This is a genomic window from Pseudoalteromonas sp. HF66, from assembly GCF_011806445.1.
Lineage (GTDB): Bacteria > Pseudomonadota > Gammaproteobacteria > Enterobacterales > Alteromonadaceae > Pseudoalteromonas > Pseudoalteromonas apostichopi.
Window position 1 is genome coordinate 126,590 of sequence record NZ_JAATOU010000008.1, and the last position, 18,137, is coordinate 144,726.

Here is an 18,137-nt window from a genome sequence, read left to right on the forward strand (position 1 = left end):
TAAGTATAGAAATAGTTTAGTAAAAGCAATGGCGCTAATACGACTGTCTAACGTTAGATTTGGCCAGTTATCTACTATTTTTTTCATTTCTAGATCGAGTAACCACCGCGCCAAAATTGATACTTTTTCATTAATAAATTTTCATTTCATACTACTCATCTTTAAAGTTTGAAAATCTCAATATTTTAAATAAACATAGTATTTTCATAACCTTAAGAATTTAGCGGTTTAGTAATTTAATCGTTTTGTAATTTAATATTTTTAATGGTTTTAATACTTTTAATAATTATTGATATGACAATTAAACCAAGTACCATATTTGGATACGGAGGATAAGATGAAATCAGAACACTCAGGAACCAGCCAAGCTCCAATCAAAAACAAACCTCTTATTTTTGATTACGGAAGCCTGACTATTTATGGAAAAAAATACAGAGTCAGCCCTGCCACATTTAGGGTTTTTGAGGTTCTTTATCGGAATATTGGAAAAACAGTTAATAGGTACGAATTACTAAGGATTGGTTGGCCAGAACAGAAAGCTGTTATTGGCAATGTAAATGTTTCAATTTATCAGTTAAGAATTATCTTGAATGACACCAGCTACATTATTGAAAGTGTGAGAGGAGTCGGTTTCAAGTTAATAAATATAAGGAGAGAATAAAATGAACGTATTGGACAAGAATATAGATGAGTCTATTGTTAACTTAATACTTGTTATTGACTCTTTACCACGTCTCAACTTCGCGAGAAATAACCGAGCATCTATTTCAGAGCTCTCCAGCAAACTACTTCTCGCAGGCCTAGATAACACATCACTTGAAGACAAAATAAACTTTATTAAGCTCAGCTCTACTTTTCTTAATGATGCAATGCATCATAACGACACTGAAGAAAAAGCATTAAATAGAGAAGAAATTGATTACATAAACTATGTAACAAGTAACTAAAATGATAATACTCAAAAAAAACAAATTAAGAATTATCAATCATTCTTTAGCACTTTCGTTGTTAACATTGGTGCTGTTTTACGTCGACTTTAAGCTCTTCATTTTGAGCCTAACATTCTTAATTTTATTCATCGTTTTCTGTTTCATTTCAAGATTAGAAAAGTATAGACAAGGGCTATACTTTTCATTCTTATCATTTGAATCTTACATTAATTCTGAAAGAGTTCTTGAAAGAAGGTTACCTTTCTACACTTACTATTGGGACAATAAAGCATTCCCAATTCACTTAAGTTTTAGGGAGCATTAAGGCGCTCACTATACACCTGCCTAACACCCATTGTGCCACCATTGAACATGCATAAATACAAGCAGCAGTTTGACCTATTTTAAGAACTCTAGACTCCTCACTTATCAAAAACCATACAAAAATTAATTCTGTCAAATTGCACTGCAAGCCTAACGAACCGCATTAAGGCATAAGCAACAATACCATCCAAATACTATTGCACATAAACACGGCACCGCGTCTTGGACTGAAAAAGCCAATCATCTAGAGCAATTAAAATAAAATCAGATAAATATTGGATTACAACAGAGTATTAAAACTTGAAAAAGATAATGAAAATAAAGAAAGTCACCCAAATAGGATTTTGGGTGGCAGTCTTACCAGCCGCATCTCGGCACACACGTCACACGCTGTGGCTGCTCCCTTCCGGGCCTGACCAGGTTCACCTGCTAGTGTTGCGAGAGGACCAATAAGACTACCATTGAGGGCCTTGTTTGGCGCGGGAGGGATTATCTCTACTTTTAGCCTGTTATTCAAGGGGTATTCGAAAAAGAAAGTGCGATTGCATACTTGGTATACAATCACACTGTATTTAGAGGGGTAATTACTTACTTTTCAAGTTCAGCTTTTATGTTGCGTAAAGCTGCTTTCACTTTTTTCATATTTTCTGGCCCCATGCGCAGCAATTGTTTTTGCGCATCTGGAAGATTTTCCCATTCAGAGTATGCGTATTGATAAGTGACTGAGTTACGAACTAGTGGCATATCACCTTTTGGTTCTGGCGTATCTAGAAGCACATCAATAGCTTCTTCTAAAGTCCCAGTAAATGCATCACCTTCGTAGCCAATTTCTGCATAAGCTTCGTTGATAAGAGGTTTATATTCATCATACATACGAATCACTTGCGCAGCACTTAAGCTTGTAAAGAGTTTCACATAAGGCGTATAGCGCTCATAGCTATTTGGATCAATTGTTAAAATATCACCTTCTATGACTTTAAACGACTCCTTAGGGCGCTCAACAGGAGCATGACTTAATGCTACTTTACCTTTTGCAATGTTATCAACATACACAACACCACGACGAATAAGATCATCAGTCACCATTAAACTCATCACTTGGTCACTTAGTAATTCATCCATGCGAGCAACAACAACTTCATCACTTTCATTTAAGGTTGGTAATGGCTTAACTTCAGGAACTGGCTCAGGAGTGCGCTCTGGAGCTGTATCTACTACAACAGGCTCTGGTTCAGGGTTTGTAACTTCTGGTTCTGACTCTGCTTCTGGTTCTTGATATTCCACAACAGGTACTTCTTCAGTAACAATGCCTTCAACAACTTGAACTGGTTTATCTTCAGGCTTTAATAAAATAAACGCTGCTACACCAGCGATAAGGATAAGAATAACAACCGCAAAAATGAGGTTATTATTTGATGAACCTTTTTGTACTTCAGGTTCTGACGAATGCTCCGACATAGACACTCCCTTAAAAATAAAACAGATAAAAATACGAAAAAACCATTTAGCCTTGAGCTAATCTTTGCTTCTTCTAGCTTAAAGACTTACAGTTGATAAATAAAGTAAAGACGCACAACTATTTAAATGCAACCATGAGCAGTAAGTTAAAAAAAACACAACACTCTAAAATCGCTTTATTACTAACAGGTGGTGGCGCACGAGCGGCTTATCAAGTCGGTGTACTTAAAGCGATAACGCAAAGCATGCCTCGAACAGCACCGCTGCCCTTTACTATTATTAATGGGACATCAGCTGGCGCAATTAATTCCGCAGCATTAGCTTGTTATGCATCTTGTGCGCACTTAGCATGTAAAAAACTTGAATGGGTTTGGAAGAACTTTTCTACTTCTCAAGTATATAAAAGTGACTTTTTAAGTGTGTTTTTGCATATCACTCGCAACATGCTGACAAGCTTTCAATCTGAACATATAAACCACCCACCAGCGAGCTTATTAAACAATAAGCCACTTAGAAAACTACTGCACGAAATACTCGATTTATCGCGTATTGAACGAAACCTACATAAAAACTATTTAGATGCAGTTTCAATTACGGCTTCAAGTTATACCACTGGCGACTCTGTAGCGTTTTTTCAGTCACTGACACAAAATCCTTGGCGCAGAGCAAAGCGTGAAGGCCAAGCAACCCGCATTAATGTTGAGCACTTAATGGCATCAAGTGCCATTCCTATGGTGTTCCCAAGTGTAAATGTTTATAACCACTATTTTGGTGACGGCTCTATTCACCAACTCTCGCCGCTTAGCCCGTCAATACATTTAGGTGCTGAGAAAATCTTTATTATTGGTGTTGATGAGCCAAAAGAGTTGCACCCACCGGGTTATCAACCCCATTACCCAGGTCTTTCTAATATTGCTGGTCACTTACTCGACAGTGTGTTCACAGACACGCTACAGTCTGACTTAGAACGCTTACAACGTATCAATCGTACTTTGAGCCTATTGCCTGCCCGCGACAAGCACCAGGAACTAAAACAAATCGAAACATGCGTCATCAATCCATCGCAAAACTTCAATGCGATTGCTGCTCAGTTTTATGATGATATGCCCATGGCAATCAAATTACTACTGCGCATGATAGGTGTGAAAAAGCGTTCTCAATCAAGTTTAACCAGCTACTTGCTCTTTGAGAAACGCTATACCCAAAAGCTAATTGAAATTGGCTACCAAGATGGTCTCAATAAACTACCAGAAATTCGCAAATTCTTAGAGTTGGAGTAGCTACTCCATACCATCGAGTAAAAAGCGCTCTACCCGCTCTACTCGCCGAGGTTTACCTTGGAGCACTAAAATATCGCCGGCCAGTAAAATAGTTTGTGGTGAAGGAGCGTCAATTTCGCGGTCTTGTCGGCGCAGTGCTCTAACCGACACGCGGCGCTGCTCAAGCTTTAGCTCGCTAATTTTCTGATTTACCGCATAAGCATGCTCAGGCAACGCAATAACATGCAGATACTCAAGTCTGTCTGAGCTCGCCTCTTCACCATCAAGTTTATCACCAGTGAAAAAACCATGTAGAAACTTATAGCGATTACGCCTTTCTTTACTAACACGGCGAATAATTCGCGTCATCGGCACGCCAGACATATAAAGCACATGTGACACCAACATTAAGCTTGCTTCCAGCGTCTCTGGCACAACTTCAGTAACACCAAGCTCTTTAAGGGTTTCAAGTTCTGTATCATCACGCATCCTTACAAGTATTTTAACATCAGGCGCAATTTGCTTAATGGCATCTACAACTATTTGAGTTTGCTCAAAATCTGTAAAAGTAATGATCACTAGTCTTGCACGCTCTACACCCGCTGATTTTAAAATATCTTTTTGATTTACATGGCCAAATATAACAGGCTCGCCAGCTGCTTTAGCTTCTTGCAGCAAGATAGGGTTACTTTCTACCGCTACATACTCAATAGCTTCAGGTTTTAAAAATCGTGCAACAGTTTGGCCTACGCGAGAAAAGCCACAGATCACCACATGATTTTGATACAAAGGACTGCTGGTCGCGGGCTGTTGCCAGTACTGACCTGTGTGGCTCAAAAGACCCAGTTTTTTAAGAATAAGGGGGGTTTTATCAATGAGGTAAGGCGTTAACGCCATTGAAAGCACGCCAACTGCAATTAAAAATGAAGCTTGCTCTGAGCTTATTAATAAATGCTGCGAAGCAAGCGCTATTAATACAAAACCGAACTCCCCCATTTGCCAAAGCATTATACCTGCCGATACAGCATCTTGCTTACGTTCACCCATCACTTGAGCAGAAATCGCGAGCACTGCAATTTTAAACAGTAACAAGCCAATTAATACGGTGATGATCCAGTACCAGCTATTTAGCACGTAAAGCACATCTAACTGCATACCTACAGTAACAAAAAATAGCCCCATTAAAATATCGCGAAAAGGCCTAATATCGGCTTCTAATTGGTGTCGATAATGACTTTCACCCAACATCATACCAGCTAAGAAAGCCCCTAACGCCATTGATAAGCCAAATAAGTAAGTTAGACCTGCGGCAAATAAGGCAACCAGTAAGGTCGTTAGCATAAATAGCTCATCGGTTCTTACTAGCGCTATTTCGCTAAACACTTTAGGTAAAATCCACTTACCTATACCAAACAACAAAATACACACCAAGGCACCTTTGGTGAGAGCAAAAGCAAGTGCGCCAACAATTTCTTCAGAGCCACTTTGAGCTAGTAAAGGATAAACAATGAGCAGAGGAACAACAGCAATATCTTGAAATAGCAACACCCCGATTGCCAGCTGACCGCGGCGCTGATTTAAATCTCCTGATTCTTTAAGCAACTTAACCACCACCGCCGTTGAAGACAGTGCCATCAAACTGGCAATAGTAAAACTATTTAAAAGGCTGTGCTCCAACAATAGTAAAACCAGCATAAACACAATACTGGTTACCACCACCTGCAAGGATCCAAGGCCAAATACAATGTTGCGCATCGCCATTAAACGCGGCAATGAAAACTCAAGCCCTAAACTAAACAATAAGAACACAATGCCTAGCTCAGCAACAAAATGCATTTCATGGCTTTGCGCCATCCAGCCTATACCATGACTACCCGCCAACAAGCCTGTAGCAAGATAAGCAAGAATAGGTGGTAAACCAATTCGTTTGAAGAACCAAACAAATAATACGGCAGCGACGAGCAAGCCAAACACTTGAATCAGCACATTTTGCAAGCAATAAACTCCTTTCTACTTGATGATAAAGCTGTACCCTCCTTTAAATATAGCAACCATCTGTTTTTCAGCCAGTTTAAAAATGTGGCACAAATCTCGCTAAGTATGAGTATCTAAACACTCCGGGGGGAGAATTATCATGGAAAATGTCCATATTTTGACGCAGCGGGTGTCTGCGCGAGGCGAGTTTCTGCCGTTTTCGGCAGAGCATTACCGAATAAATGAAACGAATAATCCACAAGACTTGGTCGCGAGGTTACAAACCACGTTATCAATCGAAGAAATTTTGACTATTTTTGCCGAGCACGCAAAACAATTAATCAATTTATCTGGGTTACAGTTTCAATCTGCGCTCGGAGTGTCACAAAGTGCTGGAAGCGATACCAGTCAAACACCCTACTCTTTTGATTTAGATATCGAAAGTGAACGATTAGGGCAATTAATTTACTTTAGCCAATTTCCTATGGGCAAGGCAATTGAAGCTAAACTAAAAATGCTTCATGCAGTCCTTGTTTATCCGTTACGTAACGCTCTTATGTACACCCGCGTATTACGCTTGGCTACTAAAGATGCACTAACTGGCTTAAACAACCGTAGTCAATTTAATGACAGCTTGGCACAAAAATTAGAGCGTTGCCGCCGACAACATCGTCCGTTTAGTTTAATGCTGCTTGATTTAGATAACTTTAAACAAGTTAACGATACCTATGGTCATAAAATTGGCGACGATGTTTTACAAGAATTTGCTGAAGTTTTGCGTTGCAGCGTGCGTGGAACAGACTCAATTTTTCGCTTTGGCGGAGACGAATTCGCGTTATTAATTGATGACCCCGAATTTACAACCAATAAAGTGGTTGCAGAACGCATTATGAAACTAGTAGAAGATTCCAGCTTAATGAAAAAATATAGTGTTTCTTCTAGTATTGGTTATACACTCGCCAATAACCAAGACTGCGAAAATGAAGTATTCGCACGTGCTGATAAAGGCCTTTATAAGGCAAAAGCAGCAGGCAGAAATTGCGCACGAGCTTACTAATCAAGTAAAAGCCTAGCATCCCCCGCTAGGCTTTTTTGTTTATAAATTTATAACCAAGTAGTACTAACCAAAAACCAGCAAAGAAGCCAGTTAATAAGTAAAGCAAAGCAGCCATGTTGGTAAGGGGCGATACCATCACTAAAGCCAATGGCGTAAGCACGCCTAAAATAAAGAAAATACCGCCTTTACCTGACCAATAGCCTAGCAGCAATATTGAACAAACTATGCCGCCAGCTAGCGCATAAAAAAGTGTGTTTAAAGTCAGTTCTGCATAGGCAAAACCAGCAATAACAGCCACTAACACCGATAACACAAAGCCTAGTGGTGCTTTATTAACTAGCGATAAACCTACATGTGGTTGTTCACTCATAGAGTGTCTCCCAGATAATTCCATCTTCAACACTGTGCTGCTCACTAACAAAGTAGCCAACAACTTGCACAAGTTGATCATTATAAAAGATAAGTGGTGTCTGCGCACGAAGCCAAGGGGCAACTTTGGCATCTTTAAACCAATGTTTTAAGGTATTTGAGCCAGGTTTATGCAAAGGCTTTATGCGCGCTTGTGGTTTATTAAATTCAACCCTTACTCGCTCATCTTTTTGAGGTTTCCTAACACCTTTGCCCGCTTTGACAATTAATTTGCGGCCATCTGTAAGTTCAACGCTCTGCAAAGCAATATCCATTGCCTGTGGTATTGCTTGCTCCGTCACAAAGTACAAATATTGCTGATGACGACGAACATCGCCGCTTTGCAAACAGATTTTTAACTGCGCATCGGCTTTTGCCGTTAAGCCTTGCTCGATAATTTGCTGCAGTTGATTTTCAGAAGGTAACTGATACATAAACTGATTAAGCCACACACGCACTAGGTTAGCTTGTCTGGGCTTACTAAAATCAGCAATTGCCGCACAACTTAAGCCTTTATACTTATTTTGACAGTTTGCAAGATCGTTTTGGGTATACTCATCAAGTAACGATTGCTGTTGCTGTAACAGTCGAATACTACGCGCTGCACTTTTTTCAAAGCCTTGAAAGCGTTCAGTTAAAGTAGGCATTACCTGATGACGTAAAAAATTACGGTCAAAGCGTTCATCAACATTTGAGTCATCGTTGATGTGGGTAATGGCAAACTCATCGGCAAACTGCTCTATTTGCTCACGAGTAATATCTATCAGTGGCCTAAAGCAAACTCGCCCAGAAGCTAATAATCGCTTTTGTTGCATCGATGCCAAGCCCTGTAAGCCTGAGCCGCGTTTAAGCCGTAATAAGAAAGTTTCAAGTTGGTCATTTAAGTGCTGACCAAGCAGAATTACACTACCAACCAAACAGTGCTCATCGAGAGCTTGGTATCTTGCCTCTCGAGCTTGTGCTTCGAGTGAAGTACGCGAGCGTTCAATAATTTCAACCTGCAACGCTTTAAATGTCACACCTAGCTCTTCGCATAGCGATTTACAAAATACTTGCCACTCATAAGCATGTTCACTCAAACCATGATTAACATACACGGCTTCAAGTTCAAGTTCAGGATGCTGTTTTCGAGCTAAGCTCATTAGATGTAATAACACGACAGAGTCAACACCACCTGATAAGGCGACACTAAAGTAGCGTTGCTGAGCGTTCAGCAAAGGCTGTAATTGTGCTAAAAAATGGTGATATAAACCTGATGTTTGCATTAATAACCAATGAGTATATAAGCGCCTGAGTTATCGGCATTATAAAACAAAAAAAGCCGCAAAAGCGGCTTTTTTCATTTATTTGCTGTGTTAGCAATAACCAAACGACATTAAACGCTTGTAACGCTGATCAAGCATTTCATCAAGTGAAAGGCCTTGTAACTCAGCAAGATCACGCTTAAGTTGGTTTTTAAGGTTACGAGCCATGGCATCATAATTGCGATGTGCGCCACCTAGCGGCTCATCAATTACGTTGTTGATTAAATCAAGCTCTTTAACACGTGCAGCAGTTACACCCATTGCTTCTGCAGCTAATGGTGCCTTGTCTGCGCTTTTCCATAAGATTGATGCACAACCTTCTGGTGAAATAACTGAGTAAGTGCTGTATTGCAACATGTTAACGCGGTCACCCACACCAATTGCTAATGCACCACCAGAACCACCTTCACCGATCACAGTACAGATGGTTGGTACTTTTAATGCAGCCATTACTTTAAGGTTACGAGCAATAGCTTCACTTTGACCACGCTCTTCTGCACCAACACCTGGGTATGCACCTGGCGTGTCGATGAATGTCATGATTGGCATTTTGAAACGCTCAGCCATTTCCATTAAGCGTAGTGCTTTACGGTAACCTTCTGGCTTTGGCATACCAAAGTTGCGTTTAATTTTTTCTGCAGTATCACGACCTTTTTGTTGGCCAATAACCATCACTGGTTGACCATCAAAACGTGCAACACCGCCTAAAATAGCTGGGTCGTTAGCAAAAGTACGGTCGCCTGCTAGTTCGTCAAATTCCGTGAAAATACGCTCGATGTAATCACGAGTATAAGGACGCAACGGATGACGGGCTAACTGAGAAACCTGCCAAGCACCTAATTCAGAGAAAATTTTCTCTTTCATTTCAGCACTTTTCTCTTTTAATCGACTGACTTCCTCTTCTAATCCAAGGTCTAATTCGCCAGCGCGGCTTACATTTTGTAATTCTTCAATTTTTGCTTCTAATTCTGCAATTGGAAGCTCAAAATCAAGATAATTGAGGCTCATGCTCTAAACTACCTAATTAATTAAATTCTAGTTCTACATCTTGCGCCGCCATAAGCGATAACTTGTGAATTAAGTCATCGCTCGGCGTAACACACCATTCGGTTCCTAAAGTAATCTCAGCCAACGCATCCGGACGTTGATAGAATACTTTAATAGGACAAGTACCAAACTTATAAGGTTCCAGTACTTTTTGTAAATTATCGAAGAAGTTCGCCTCGATCTGCACCATATTTAAGGTCATTTTAATCGCTTTTATACGTTTTTCTCGCGCCTCAGCGATGGTGCATATGTCTCTAGCGGTCATTGTAATGCCACCGGAGAAGTTATCAAAGCTGACCTGTCCTGATATTACCAAGATATTGTTTACTTGCAGCAAATCTTGGTACATTTCAAACTGTTCTGGGAATAAGCGTACATCAATACGGGCACTCTTGTCATCTAAAGTTACAAGACCCCAACGATTTCCCTTTTTGTTTATCAGGGTTCGGGCAGAAATCACTAAGCCTGCAGCTGTGGACTGCACATCGCGATTAGTTGGCTGTAAATCGACTAGTCTTCCCGTTGTATAGTGTTTTAACTCTTTACGATACTGATTAATTGGGTGGCCAGTTAAATACAGGCCTAAGGTTTCTTTCTCACCATCAAGCCACTCATTGTCGGTTAAATCGGTTGCTTTAATGAATGCTTGTTCAACTTCATCTGGCTCTGTCGCAAGTAAACCAAATAAATCTGCCTGCCCTAGTGACTCAGCCTTATGATGCTGATCGGCTGCTCGCATTGCATCTTTTAAACTAGCCAATAAGGTAGCACGACCAGGCTGTGTTTTATCTGGGCCGAGTTGATCGAGTGCTCCGGCATAAATAAGCTTTTCAACAACACGCTTATTTAAACGCTTTAAGTCAACACGGGCACAAAAATCAAATAAGTCTTTAAACGGACCACCTTCGCTACGAGCTTCTAAAATAGCTTCAACAGGCGCCTCACCGACCCCTTTAATTGCACCGATACCGTAGACAATTTCACCTTGTAGATTAACCGTAAACTTGTACTCACCGGCATTTACATCTGGTGGTAGCAAGGTCAGTTTCATGTTTTCACATTCATCTACCAAGGTAACAATTTTATCGGTGTTATCCATATCCGCCGACATTACCGCAGCCATAAACTCTGCTGGGTAGTGGGTTTTCATCCACAGTGTTTGGTACGATACTAAGGCATAAGCAGCTGAGTGAGATTTGTTAAAACCATAACCTGCGAACTTCTCTACCAAGTCGAAGATTTTCATTGCAAGTTCGCCGTCAACTCCGTTATTAACAGCTCCTTCTTCGAAGGTTGAACGCTGCTTTGCCATCTCCTCTGGCTTTTTCTTACCCATCGCACGACGCAACATATCAGCGCCACCTAGCGTATAACCTGCTAGAACCTGCGCAATCTGCATTACTTGTTCTTGGTATAGAATGATACCGTAGGTTGGCTCTAATATTGGCTGCAGACTTTCATGTTGCCATTGAACATCTGGGTAGGATATTTCTTCTCGACCATGCTTACGGTCGATAAAGTTATCTACCATGCCTGATTGCAATGGACCTGGGCGGAATAGTGCTACCAGTGCGATCATATCTTCGAAACAGTCGGGTTTCAGACGGCGAATCAAATCTTTCATACCACGAGATTCTAGCTGGAATACCGCGGTGGTTTCGGCGCGTAGCAGTAACTCAATACTTGGCTTATCATCAAGAGGAATAGCGTTGATATCAACCGGCTCTTTCCCCTCTCGGGCTAAGCGCTCATTAGTCATATCAAGCGCCCACTGCAAGATAGTTAACGTTCTTAAACCTAAGAAGTCGAACTTAACTAAGCCTGCCGTCTCAACATCGTTTTTATCAAATTGCGTTACTGGGAATTTACCTTCATCATCACAATAAAGGGCCGCAAAGTCAGTAATAGTAGTTGGAGATATTACAACACCACCAGCGTGTTTACCGGCATTACGTGTACACCCTTCAAGGATGCGACACATATCGATAAGTTCTTTTACCTCTTCATCACCGTCGTAGGCTTCTTGTAAACGTGGCTCAACATCAAAGGCTTTAGCTAAGGTCATACCCGGATCGCCCGGTACTAATTTCGAAATACGATCAACAAAGCCGTAAGGGTGACCTAATACACGGCCTACGTCCCGAATAACCGCTTTTGCGGCCATGGTACCAAAAGTGATGATCTGAGATACCGCGTCACGACCATAAAGCGCCGCTACGTGATCGATTACCTCATCGCGTCGGTCCATACAGAAGTCGACGTCAAAGTCGGGCATTGAGATACGCTCAGGGTTCAAGAAACGTTCGAATAGTAAGTCAAATTCTAACGGATCAAGGTCGGTAATCTTTAGTGCATAAGCAACTAGCGAACCAGCACCAGAACCACGCCCTGGTCCTACCGGAATATTGTTATCTTTACTCCACTGGATGAACTCCATTACGATCAAGAAGTAACCAGGGAACCCCATTTGGTTGATTACCTCAAGCTCTATTTTTAGACGCTCATCATACTCAACACGTTTTTCTTTACGCTCTTGCTCATCGGGGAATAAAAACTGTAAACGCTCTTCAAGACCATCTTCAGAAACCTTTACCAAGAAGTCGTCAATTTTCAGCGATCCAGTTGGATAATCTGGTAAGAAGTAAGTCCCTAGCTGCACGGTCACATTACAGCGCTTGGCAATTTCAACGGTGTTTTCTAACGCTTCTGGAATATCGCTAAATAGCTCAGCCATTTGCTCCGCTGTTTTAAGATATTGCTGCTCAGAAAAGCGTTTTGGTCTACGTTTATCTTCTAATGTGTAACCGTCATGGATTGCAACTCGGATTTCGTGGGCTTCAAAGTTTTCTGGTTTTAAAAACACTACTTCGTTAGTTGCCACCACGGGTAACTGCTCTTTTGCAGCAAGCTCAACAGCTAGGTGTAAATAGTCTTCTTCTAAAGCACGCTCAGTACGAATAAGCTCAATGTAATAATGATCGCTAAAATGCTGCTTATAAAAGCTAACTACCGATTCAATGAGCCCAGGGTTACCTTTTAATAGGGCTTTACCTAAGTCACCATCTTTCGCACCAGATAATAAGATTAGGCCATTTTTGTGCTCCACCAGCCATTCACGGTCAACCACAGGGCGATGAAATAAATGTCCGCGCTGATATGCTTTAGAGATCAATAAAGTAAGGTTTTTATAGCCTTCGTTATCTTTCGCTAAGATGGTAATACGACTAGGTTCGTCTTCAAATTCAGGGCTTCTTAACCAAAAATCAGCGCCGACAATTGGCTTAATACCGGCACCATGGGCAGCACCATAAAAACGCACCAAACCACATAAGTTCATCTGATCGGTAATAGCCAATGCAGGCATTTGCAGCTCTTCTGCTTTAGCTACAATCGGCTTAGTTTTAGCTAGACCATCCACCATTGAGAAATCTGAGTGAACACGTAAGTGAACAAATTGCGGCGCTGGCATTACAATTGCTCTCCTTTTAACGCCAAAATGCGCTGAACAGGTTTAAAGCTTTTACGATGTTCTGCAATTGCACCGTATTGTTCGAGTGCCGCAAAGTGCGCTTTAGTCGGATAGCCTTTGTGGCCTGCAAAGCCATAATCAGGATAACGCTTATCAAGCTCAATCATTTCATCATCACGGGCAACTTTAGCTAAAATAGAAGCAGCTGAAATCTCTTCGACCAAGCTATCGCCTTTTACTACCGCCTGTGCTGGAACTGTCAGTTGGCTTGGCACACGGTTGCCATCAATAAAAACAAACTCAGGTTTAACACTTAAGCCTTCAACTGCGCGACTCATTGCTAGCATAGTGGCGTGCAATATATTTAATTCGTCAATTTCACTTGGGCTACAGCGACCAATGGCATAACACAGCGCTTTTTCTTTTATTTCTGCAGCCAATAATTGACGTTTTTTGTCTGATAACTTTTTAGAATCGGTTAAACCTGCAATAGGCTTATTTGGGTCGAGTATCACCGCAGCGGTAACAACATCACCGACCAATGGACCACGGCCAACTTCATCTACACCAGCAATATAATTAACATTCGGTCGTTCAATTTGCATTTAGTAACTCCGCGACTGCTGCTGCAGCTTGTTCATTGGCATTTAATCTTATGTCTTTATGGATGGCTAAAAAGCGCGCTTTTAGTTCACTGTTATCCGTATTCAACATAGGTGTTAGCGCAGCTGATAAGTTATCAACATTACACTCTGATTGTAGGTATTCTGGTACTAGTTCTTCATTGGCTAATAAGTTAGGCAACGAGAAATATTTAATGTTAAAAGTGAATAATGTTTTGAATATCCAATAACTCATAGGCTTAATTTTGTAGCCCACGACCATCGGCTTTTTATACAACATGCCTTCAAGTGTTGCGGTTCCTGAGGCAAGTAAAATGGCATCCGCTGCTTGCATTGCAAGGTTTGACTGACCATCCAATAATTGCAGTTTTAGCTCAGGATCTGTTTTTTCTAAAATTTCACAAAACTGTGCTTTTCGTTTCTCATTAACTAATGGCACCACAATTTTAAGATCAGGATTTTGTGCTTGTAGTTTAGATGCCGTTTCGATGTAGGTTTCGCTTAAAAGCCCCACTTCAGAACCACGGCTACCCGGTAATAACGCTAGCACTTTATCTGTTTGTGCTAAACCAAGTTTGTTACGAGCCTCGGTTTGGTCATGCTCAAGTGCAATATCATCGGCAAGCGTGTGCCCAACAAAAGTACATGGTACACCGTGTTTATCGTAAAAGGCTTTTTCAAACGGTAATAATGCCAACACTAAATTTGTGGCTGCACTGATTTTATGAATACGTTTTTCACGCCACGCCCACACTGATGGACTAACATATTGTACTGTTTTAATGCCTGCTTCTTTTAGCGGTTTTTCAACACGTAAATTAAAGTCAGGCGCATCAATACCAATAAATACATCCGGTGGATTGTCGATAAAATGTTGCACCAATTGTTTGCGTATTTTAAGTAAGCGAGGTAACCGGCCAAGTACCTCAACTAAACCCATTACCGATAATTCATCCATATCGAATAATGTTTTACAGCCAGCCGCTTGCATACGCGGGCCCGCAATCCCTTCAAATATGGCATCCGGAAAACGGCGTTTAAGTGCTTTTATTAGCCCTTCACCTAAAATATCACCAGATAACTCACCTGCCACCAAGGCAATACGTAACGGCTTTGTATGTTCTTTCATTCGTTGATAATTCGCAACTTTTGGCACTAATAAAAATGAGTTTACCGTGTTTTAGCAGTCGGATAAATGTCACAGAGTTAATAAATACTAGAAATCGAAATTAGCGTGCTTACTTGCTCAATGATTGAGCTTCTTAAGCGCGAATCGTGCAGGTTTATTGCCGCTTGCTAAAAAAAATATATGAAAAAGAATAAAATAAGCCATAGCTAACAGGCTTTTTATAACGATTAAATATTTGAAATTTTAGAGTTTTATCTCTAATCTGTAGAAAAGATGAACATAATTAATTCATCTTTATTTCATATTTTCCTATTGACTAAAATGAATACAGGTTTACTATTTGCAAAGTTTCAATAATTACTGAAACTTTATAACCGATAATTTGTCGTGTCTACCGCACCCGCTAACAAGGAGCTTAACAATGATAGATGAAACATTTGTGGATCTATCGCGATTGCAATTTGCAATCACTGCCCTATTTCACTTCCTATTTGTCCCACTTACCTTAGGTATGACGTGGATTTTGGTGATCATGGAATCCGTTTACGTGATGACTGGTCGAGAAATTTATCGTGATATGACTAAGTTCTGGGGTAAGTTATTTGGTATTAACTTTGCGATTGGTGTGGCCACAGGCCTTACCATGGAGTTTGAGTTCGGTACCAACTGGTCTTATTACTCTCACTATGTGGGCGATATTTTTGGTGCTCCACTAGCGATTGAAGGCTTAATGGCTTTCTTCTTAGAATCAACTTTTGTGGGTATGTTCTTTTTAGGCTGGGAACGACTGACACGACGCCAGCATCTTGCTGCAACCTTCTTGATGGCATTAGGTACTAACTTATCTGCGCTATGGATTTTAGTAGCAAATGGTTGGATGCAGAACCCGGTAGGTGCTGAATTTAATTACCAAACCATGCGTATGGAAATGACCAGCTTTGCTGAATTGGTATTTAACCCAGTCGCACAAGTTAAGTTTATTCATACCGTATCAGCAGGCTATGTTGCAGCATCTATGTTCGTACTTGGTATTAGTAGCTGGTACATCTTAAAAGGTCGCGACCTTGCTTTTGCAAAACGCTCGTTCTCGGTCGCGTCAGGTTTTGGTTTAGCGTCTATTCTTTGTGTTATTTTACTTGGTGATGAATCTGGCTACGAAGTTGGCGAGGTGCAAAAAGTAAAACTCGCTACCATTGAAGCTGAGTGGCACACCGAAGAAGCCCCTGCTGCATTCACACTGGTAGGTATTCCTGACTCTGAAGAGCAAGTAACCCACGCTGCTGTTAAAATTCCATATGCGCTAGGTATCATTGCAACGCGCTCAATTGATGAGCAAGTAACAGGCATTAAAGACCTCGAAGCACAGCATGAAGAGCGTATTCGTAATGGCATGATTGCATACGAATACCTAGAGAAGCTTCGTGGTGGTGAAGACACCCCTGAAAACATTGCTAAATTCGATACTTTAAAAGCTGATCTTGGCTATGGTTTGTTACTTAAGCGCTACACACCTAACGTGGTAGATGCAACAGAAGAACATATTCAAAAAGCAGTGAAAGACTCAATCCCTCAAGTTGGCCCTATGTTCTGGTCATTTAGAATCATGGTTGGCTGTGGTGTCATTATGCTTGGCGTATTTGTTCTGGCGTTTTATTACAATGCACACCGTATTATTGAGCAAAAGCGTTGGTTACTCTGGGCTGCAGTATGGAGTATTCCACTTCCTTGGATTGCCATTGAGTTTGGCTGGATTGTTGCAGAATACGGTCGCCAACCTTGGGCAATTTCAGAAATTCTACCGACCTTCTTGGCAACCTCGTCGCTGACGGTGAATGACTTATTGATTAGTATTACTGGTTTCTTAGTATTCTATACAGGTCTAGCTGCAGTTGAAGGCTGGTTGATGCTGCGCTTTGTTAAACAAGGTCCAAGCTCGCTTCATACCGGTAAATATCACCATGAACTTGCCAAAGCGGATTCACTTGTAAGCGAAGGAGCTCAGTCATGATTTTTGATTACGAAACACTAAAACTAATTTGGTGGCTGTTAATTGGTGTATTACTGATTGGCTTTGCAGTGACCGATGGTATGGATATGGGCGTGGCAATTTTGCTTCGTCTGGTTGGTAAAACTGATGTTGAACGCCGTACAGTAATTAACACCATTGGCGCTCACTGGGATGGAAACCAAGTATGGTTCATCACCGCAGGTGGTGCCCTCTTTGCTGCTTGGCCTATGGTGTATGCAGCCGCATTCTCTGGCTTTTACTTTGCAATGATGCTGGTGTTATTTGCGCTATTTTTCAGACCGCTTGGTTTTGATTACCGCTCAAAAATAGATTCACCACGCTGGCGTAATAACTGGGATTGGGGCCTGTTTGCAGGTAGCTTTATTCCAGCACTCGTATTTGGGGTTGCCTTTGGTAACCTATTACAAGGTGTGCCTTATCATATCGATGATCTACTACGTGTTAGCTACCAAGGTTCATTCTTTGCGTTATTGAACCCGTTTGCCATCGTCGTTGGTCTCGTTAGTGTACTTATGCTAGTTGGTCATGCGGGTATGTGGTTGCAACTTCGAACTGATGCAGAAGTAGCAAAACGTTCAGCACAATATGGCCAATATGCACTTATGGCGTTTATTGTATTATTTGCCTTAGCAGGTGTGTGGGTATCTCAAATTGACGGTTATAAAATCGTTAGCATGGGCGATACACAAGGCTTTGCAAATCCATTGGCTAAAACAGTAACTCAGGCACCTGGTGCATGGCTTGATAACTATACAAAAATGCCATTAACAATGCTGTTCCCTGCTCTTGCTTTTATCATGGCTGCACTGGCAATTGTGTTATCTAAATTACAAAAACCAGCGATGGCACTTATCGCTTCAAGCTTAATGCTAGCAGGTGTGATATTGACTGCGGGTATGTCAATGTTCCCGTTCGTTATGCCTTCGAGCAATAACCCAAATATTAGTCTAACTATGTGGGATGCAGTTTCGAGCCATATGACATTAAACGTGATGTTTTTCGCTGCCGTTATTTTTGTACCACTTATTCTTATTTACACGACATGGTGTTATGTGAAAATGTGGCGCAAAGTAACCATCAATGAAATTGAAAACAACACCCACGGTAGCTATTAAGGAGATTTAAAT

Annotated in this window: 14 protein-coding genes and 1 other RNA gene; 6 read left to right on the forward strand and 9 right to left on the reverse strand. The window is 41.1% G+C overall.

The window, feature by feature from the left end:
• The first annotated feature begins 337 nt into the window (after positions 1-337).
• The gene (locus HCZ11_RS10185) at positions 338-661 is read left to right on the forward strand and encodes a helix-turn-helix domain-containing protein (RefSeq protein ID WP_130051039.1); all 324 of its coding nucleotides are present in this window, start codon (positions 338-340) and stop codon (positions 659-661) included.
• Position 662: 1 nt separating this feature from the next.
• Positions 663-947, forward strand: coding sequence for a hypothetical protein (locus tag HCZ11_RS10190; protein WP_130051038.1), 285 nt, complete (start codon positions 663-665; stop codon positions 945-947).
• 661 nt (positions 948-1,608) lie between these two features.
• Here HCZ11_RS10190 and ffs read toward each other — a convergent pair.
• Both ffs and HCZ11_RS10200 read right to left on the reverse strand, forming a co-directional pair.
• Positions 1,609-1,705: signal recognition particle sRNA small type (gene ffs, locus HCZ11_RS10195), an RNA gene on the reverse strand.
• A gap of 136 nt (positions 1,706-1,841) precedes the next feature.
• Complete coding sequence (locus HCZ11_RS10200; protein WP_167658366.1) at positions 1,842-2,711, reverse strand: DUF3014 domain-containing protein; 870 nt, start codon at positions 2,709-2,711, stop codon at positions 1,842-1,844.
• A gap of 134 nt (positions 2,712-2,845) precedes the next feature.
• On the opposite strand from HCZ11_RS10200, the gene HCZ11_RS10205 reads away from it, so the two are divergent.
• Entirely contained in the window at positions 2,846-3,991 is a 1,146-nt protein-coding gene (locus tag HCZ11_RS10205; RefSeq protein WP_130051036.1) for a patatin-like phospholipase family protein, read from the forward strand.
• Here HCZ11_RS10205 and HCZ11_RS10210 read toward each other — a convergent pair whose 3' ends face one another.
• Positions 3,992-5,965: a monovalent cation:proton antiporter family protein gene (locus tag HCZ11_RS10210; RefSeq protein ID WP_167658367.1), complete on the reverse strand. Its 1,974-nt coding sequence runs from the start codon at positions 5,963-5,965 to the stop codon at positions 3,992-3,994. It abuts the gene before it with no gap.
• 139 nt (positions 5,966-6,104) lie between these two features.
• Between HCZ11_RS10210 and HCZ11_RS10215 the strand changes: the two genes are divergently transcribed.
• Positions 6,105-7,001 (forward strand): GGDEF domain-containing protein, encoded by an 897-nt coding sequence (locus HCZ11_RS10215; protein ID WP_167658368.1) that lies wholly within the window; start codon positions 6,105-6,107, stop codon positions 6,999-7,001.
• 25 nt (positions 7,002-7,026) lie between these two features.
• Here HCZ11_RS10215 and HCZ11_RS10220 read toward each other — a convergent pair whose 3' ends face one another.
• The 6 genes from HCZ11_RS10220 to lpxB all read right to left on the reverse strand — a co-directional run bounded on the left by HCZ11_RS10220 (position 7,027) and on the right by lpxB (position 14,981).
• Entirely contained in the window at positions 7,027-7,371 is a 345-nt protein-coding gene (locus HCZ11_RS10220) for a hypothetical protein (RefSeq protein WP_167658369.1), read from the reverse strand.
• Positions 7,364-8,674, reverse strand: a complete 1,311-nt coding sequence (gene tilS, locus HCZ11_RS10225; RefSeq protein ID WP_167658370.1) for a tRNA lysidine(34) synthetase TilS — start codon at positions 8,672-8,674, stop codon at positions 7,364-7,366. The genes HCZ11_RS10220 and tilS overlap by 8 nt, the downstream gene beginning before the upstream one ends.
• Positions 8,675-8,764: 90 nt before the next feature.
• The gene (accA, locus tag HCZ11_RS10230) at positions 8,765-9,721 is read right to left on the reverse strand and encodes an acetyl-CoA carboxylase carboxyl transferase subunit alpha (protein WP_130051031.1); all 957 of its coding nucleotides are present in this window, start codon (positions 9,719-9,721) and stop codon (positions 8,765-8,767) included.
• A 16-nt stretch (positions 9,722-9,737) separates the two neighbouring features.
• Positions 9,738-13,229: a DNA polymerase III subunit alpha gene (gene dnaE, locus HCZ11_RS10235; RefSeq protein WP_130051030.1), complete on the reverse strand. Its 3,492-nt coding sequence runs from the start codon at positions 13,227-13,229 to the stop codon at positions 9,738-9,740.
• Positions 13,229-13,834 (reverse strand): ribonuclease HII, encoded by a 606-nt coding sequence (gene rnhB / locus HCZ11_RS10240; protein WP_130051029.1) that lies wholly within the window; start codon positions 13,832-13,834, stop codon positions 13,229-13,231. The genes dnaE and rnhB overlap by 1 nt, the downstream gene beginning before the upstream one ends.
• Positions 13,824-14,981: a lipid-A-disaccharide synthase gene (gene lpxB, locus HCZ11_RS10245; RefSeq protein WP_167658371.1), complete on the reverse strand. Its 1,158-nt coding sequence runs from the start codon at positions 14,979-14,981 to the stop codon at positions 13,824-13,826. Before lpxB ends, rnhB begins: the two co-directional genes overlap by 11 nt.
• A 421-nt stretch (positions 14,982-15,402) precedes the next feature.
• Here lpxB and HCZ11_RS10250 point away from each other — a divergent pair, with 421 nt between their 5' ends.
• Both HCZ11_RS10250 and cydB read left to right on the forward strand, forming a co-directional pair.
• Entirely contained in the window at positions 15,403-16,989 is a 1,587-nt protein-coding gene (locus HCZ11_RS10250) for a cytochrome ubiquinol oxidase subunit I (RefSeq protein WP_130051027.1), read from the forward strand.
• Entirely contained in the window at positions 16,986-18,125 is a 1,140-nt protein-coding gene (cydB, locus tag HCZ11_RS10255) for a cytochrome d ubiquinol oxidase subunit II (protein WP_130051026.1), read from the forward strand. The genes HCZ11_RS10250 and cydB overlap by 4 nt, the downstream gene beginning before the upstream one ends.
• The last annotated feature ends 12 nt before the right edge of the window (positions 18,126-18,137 follow it).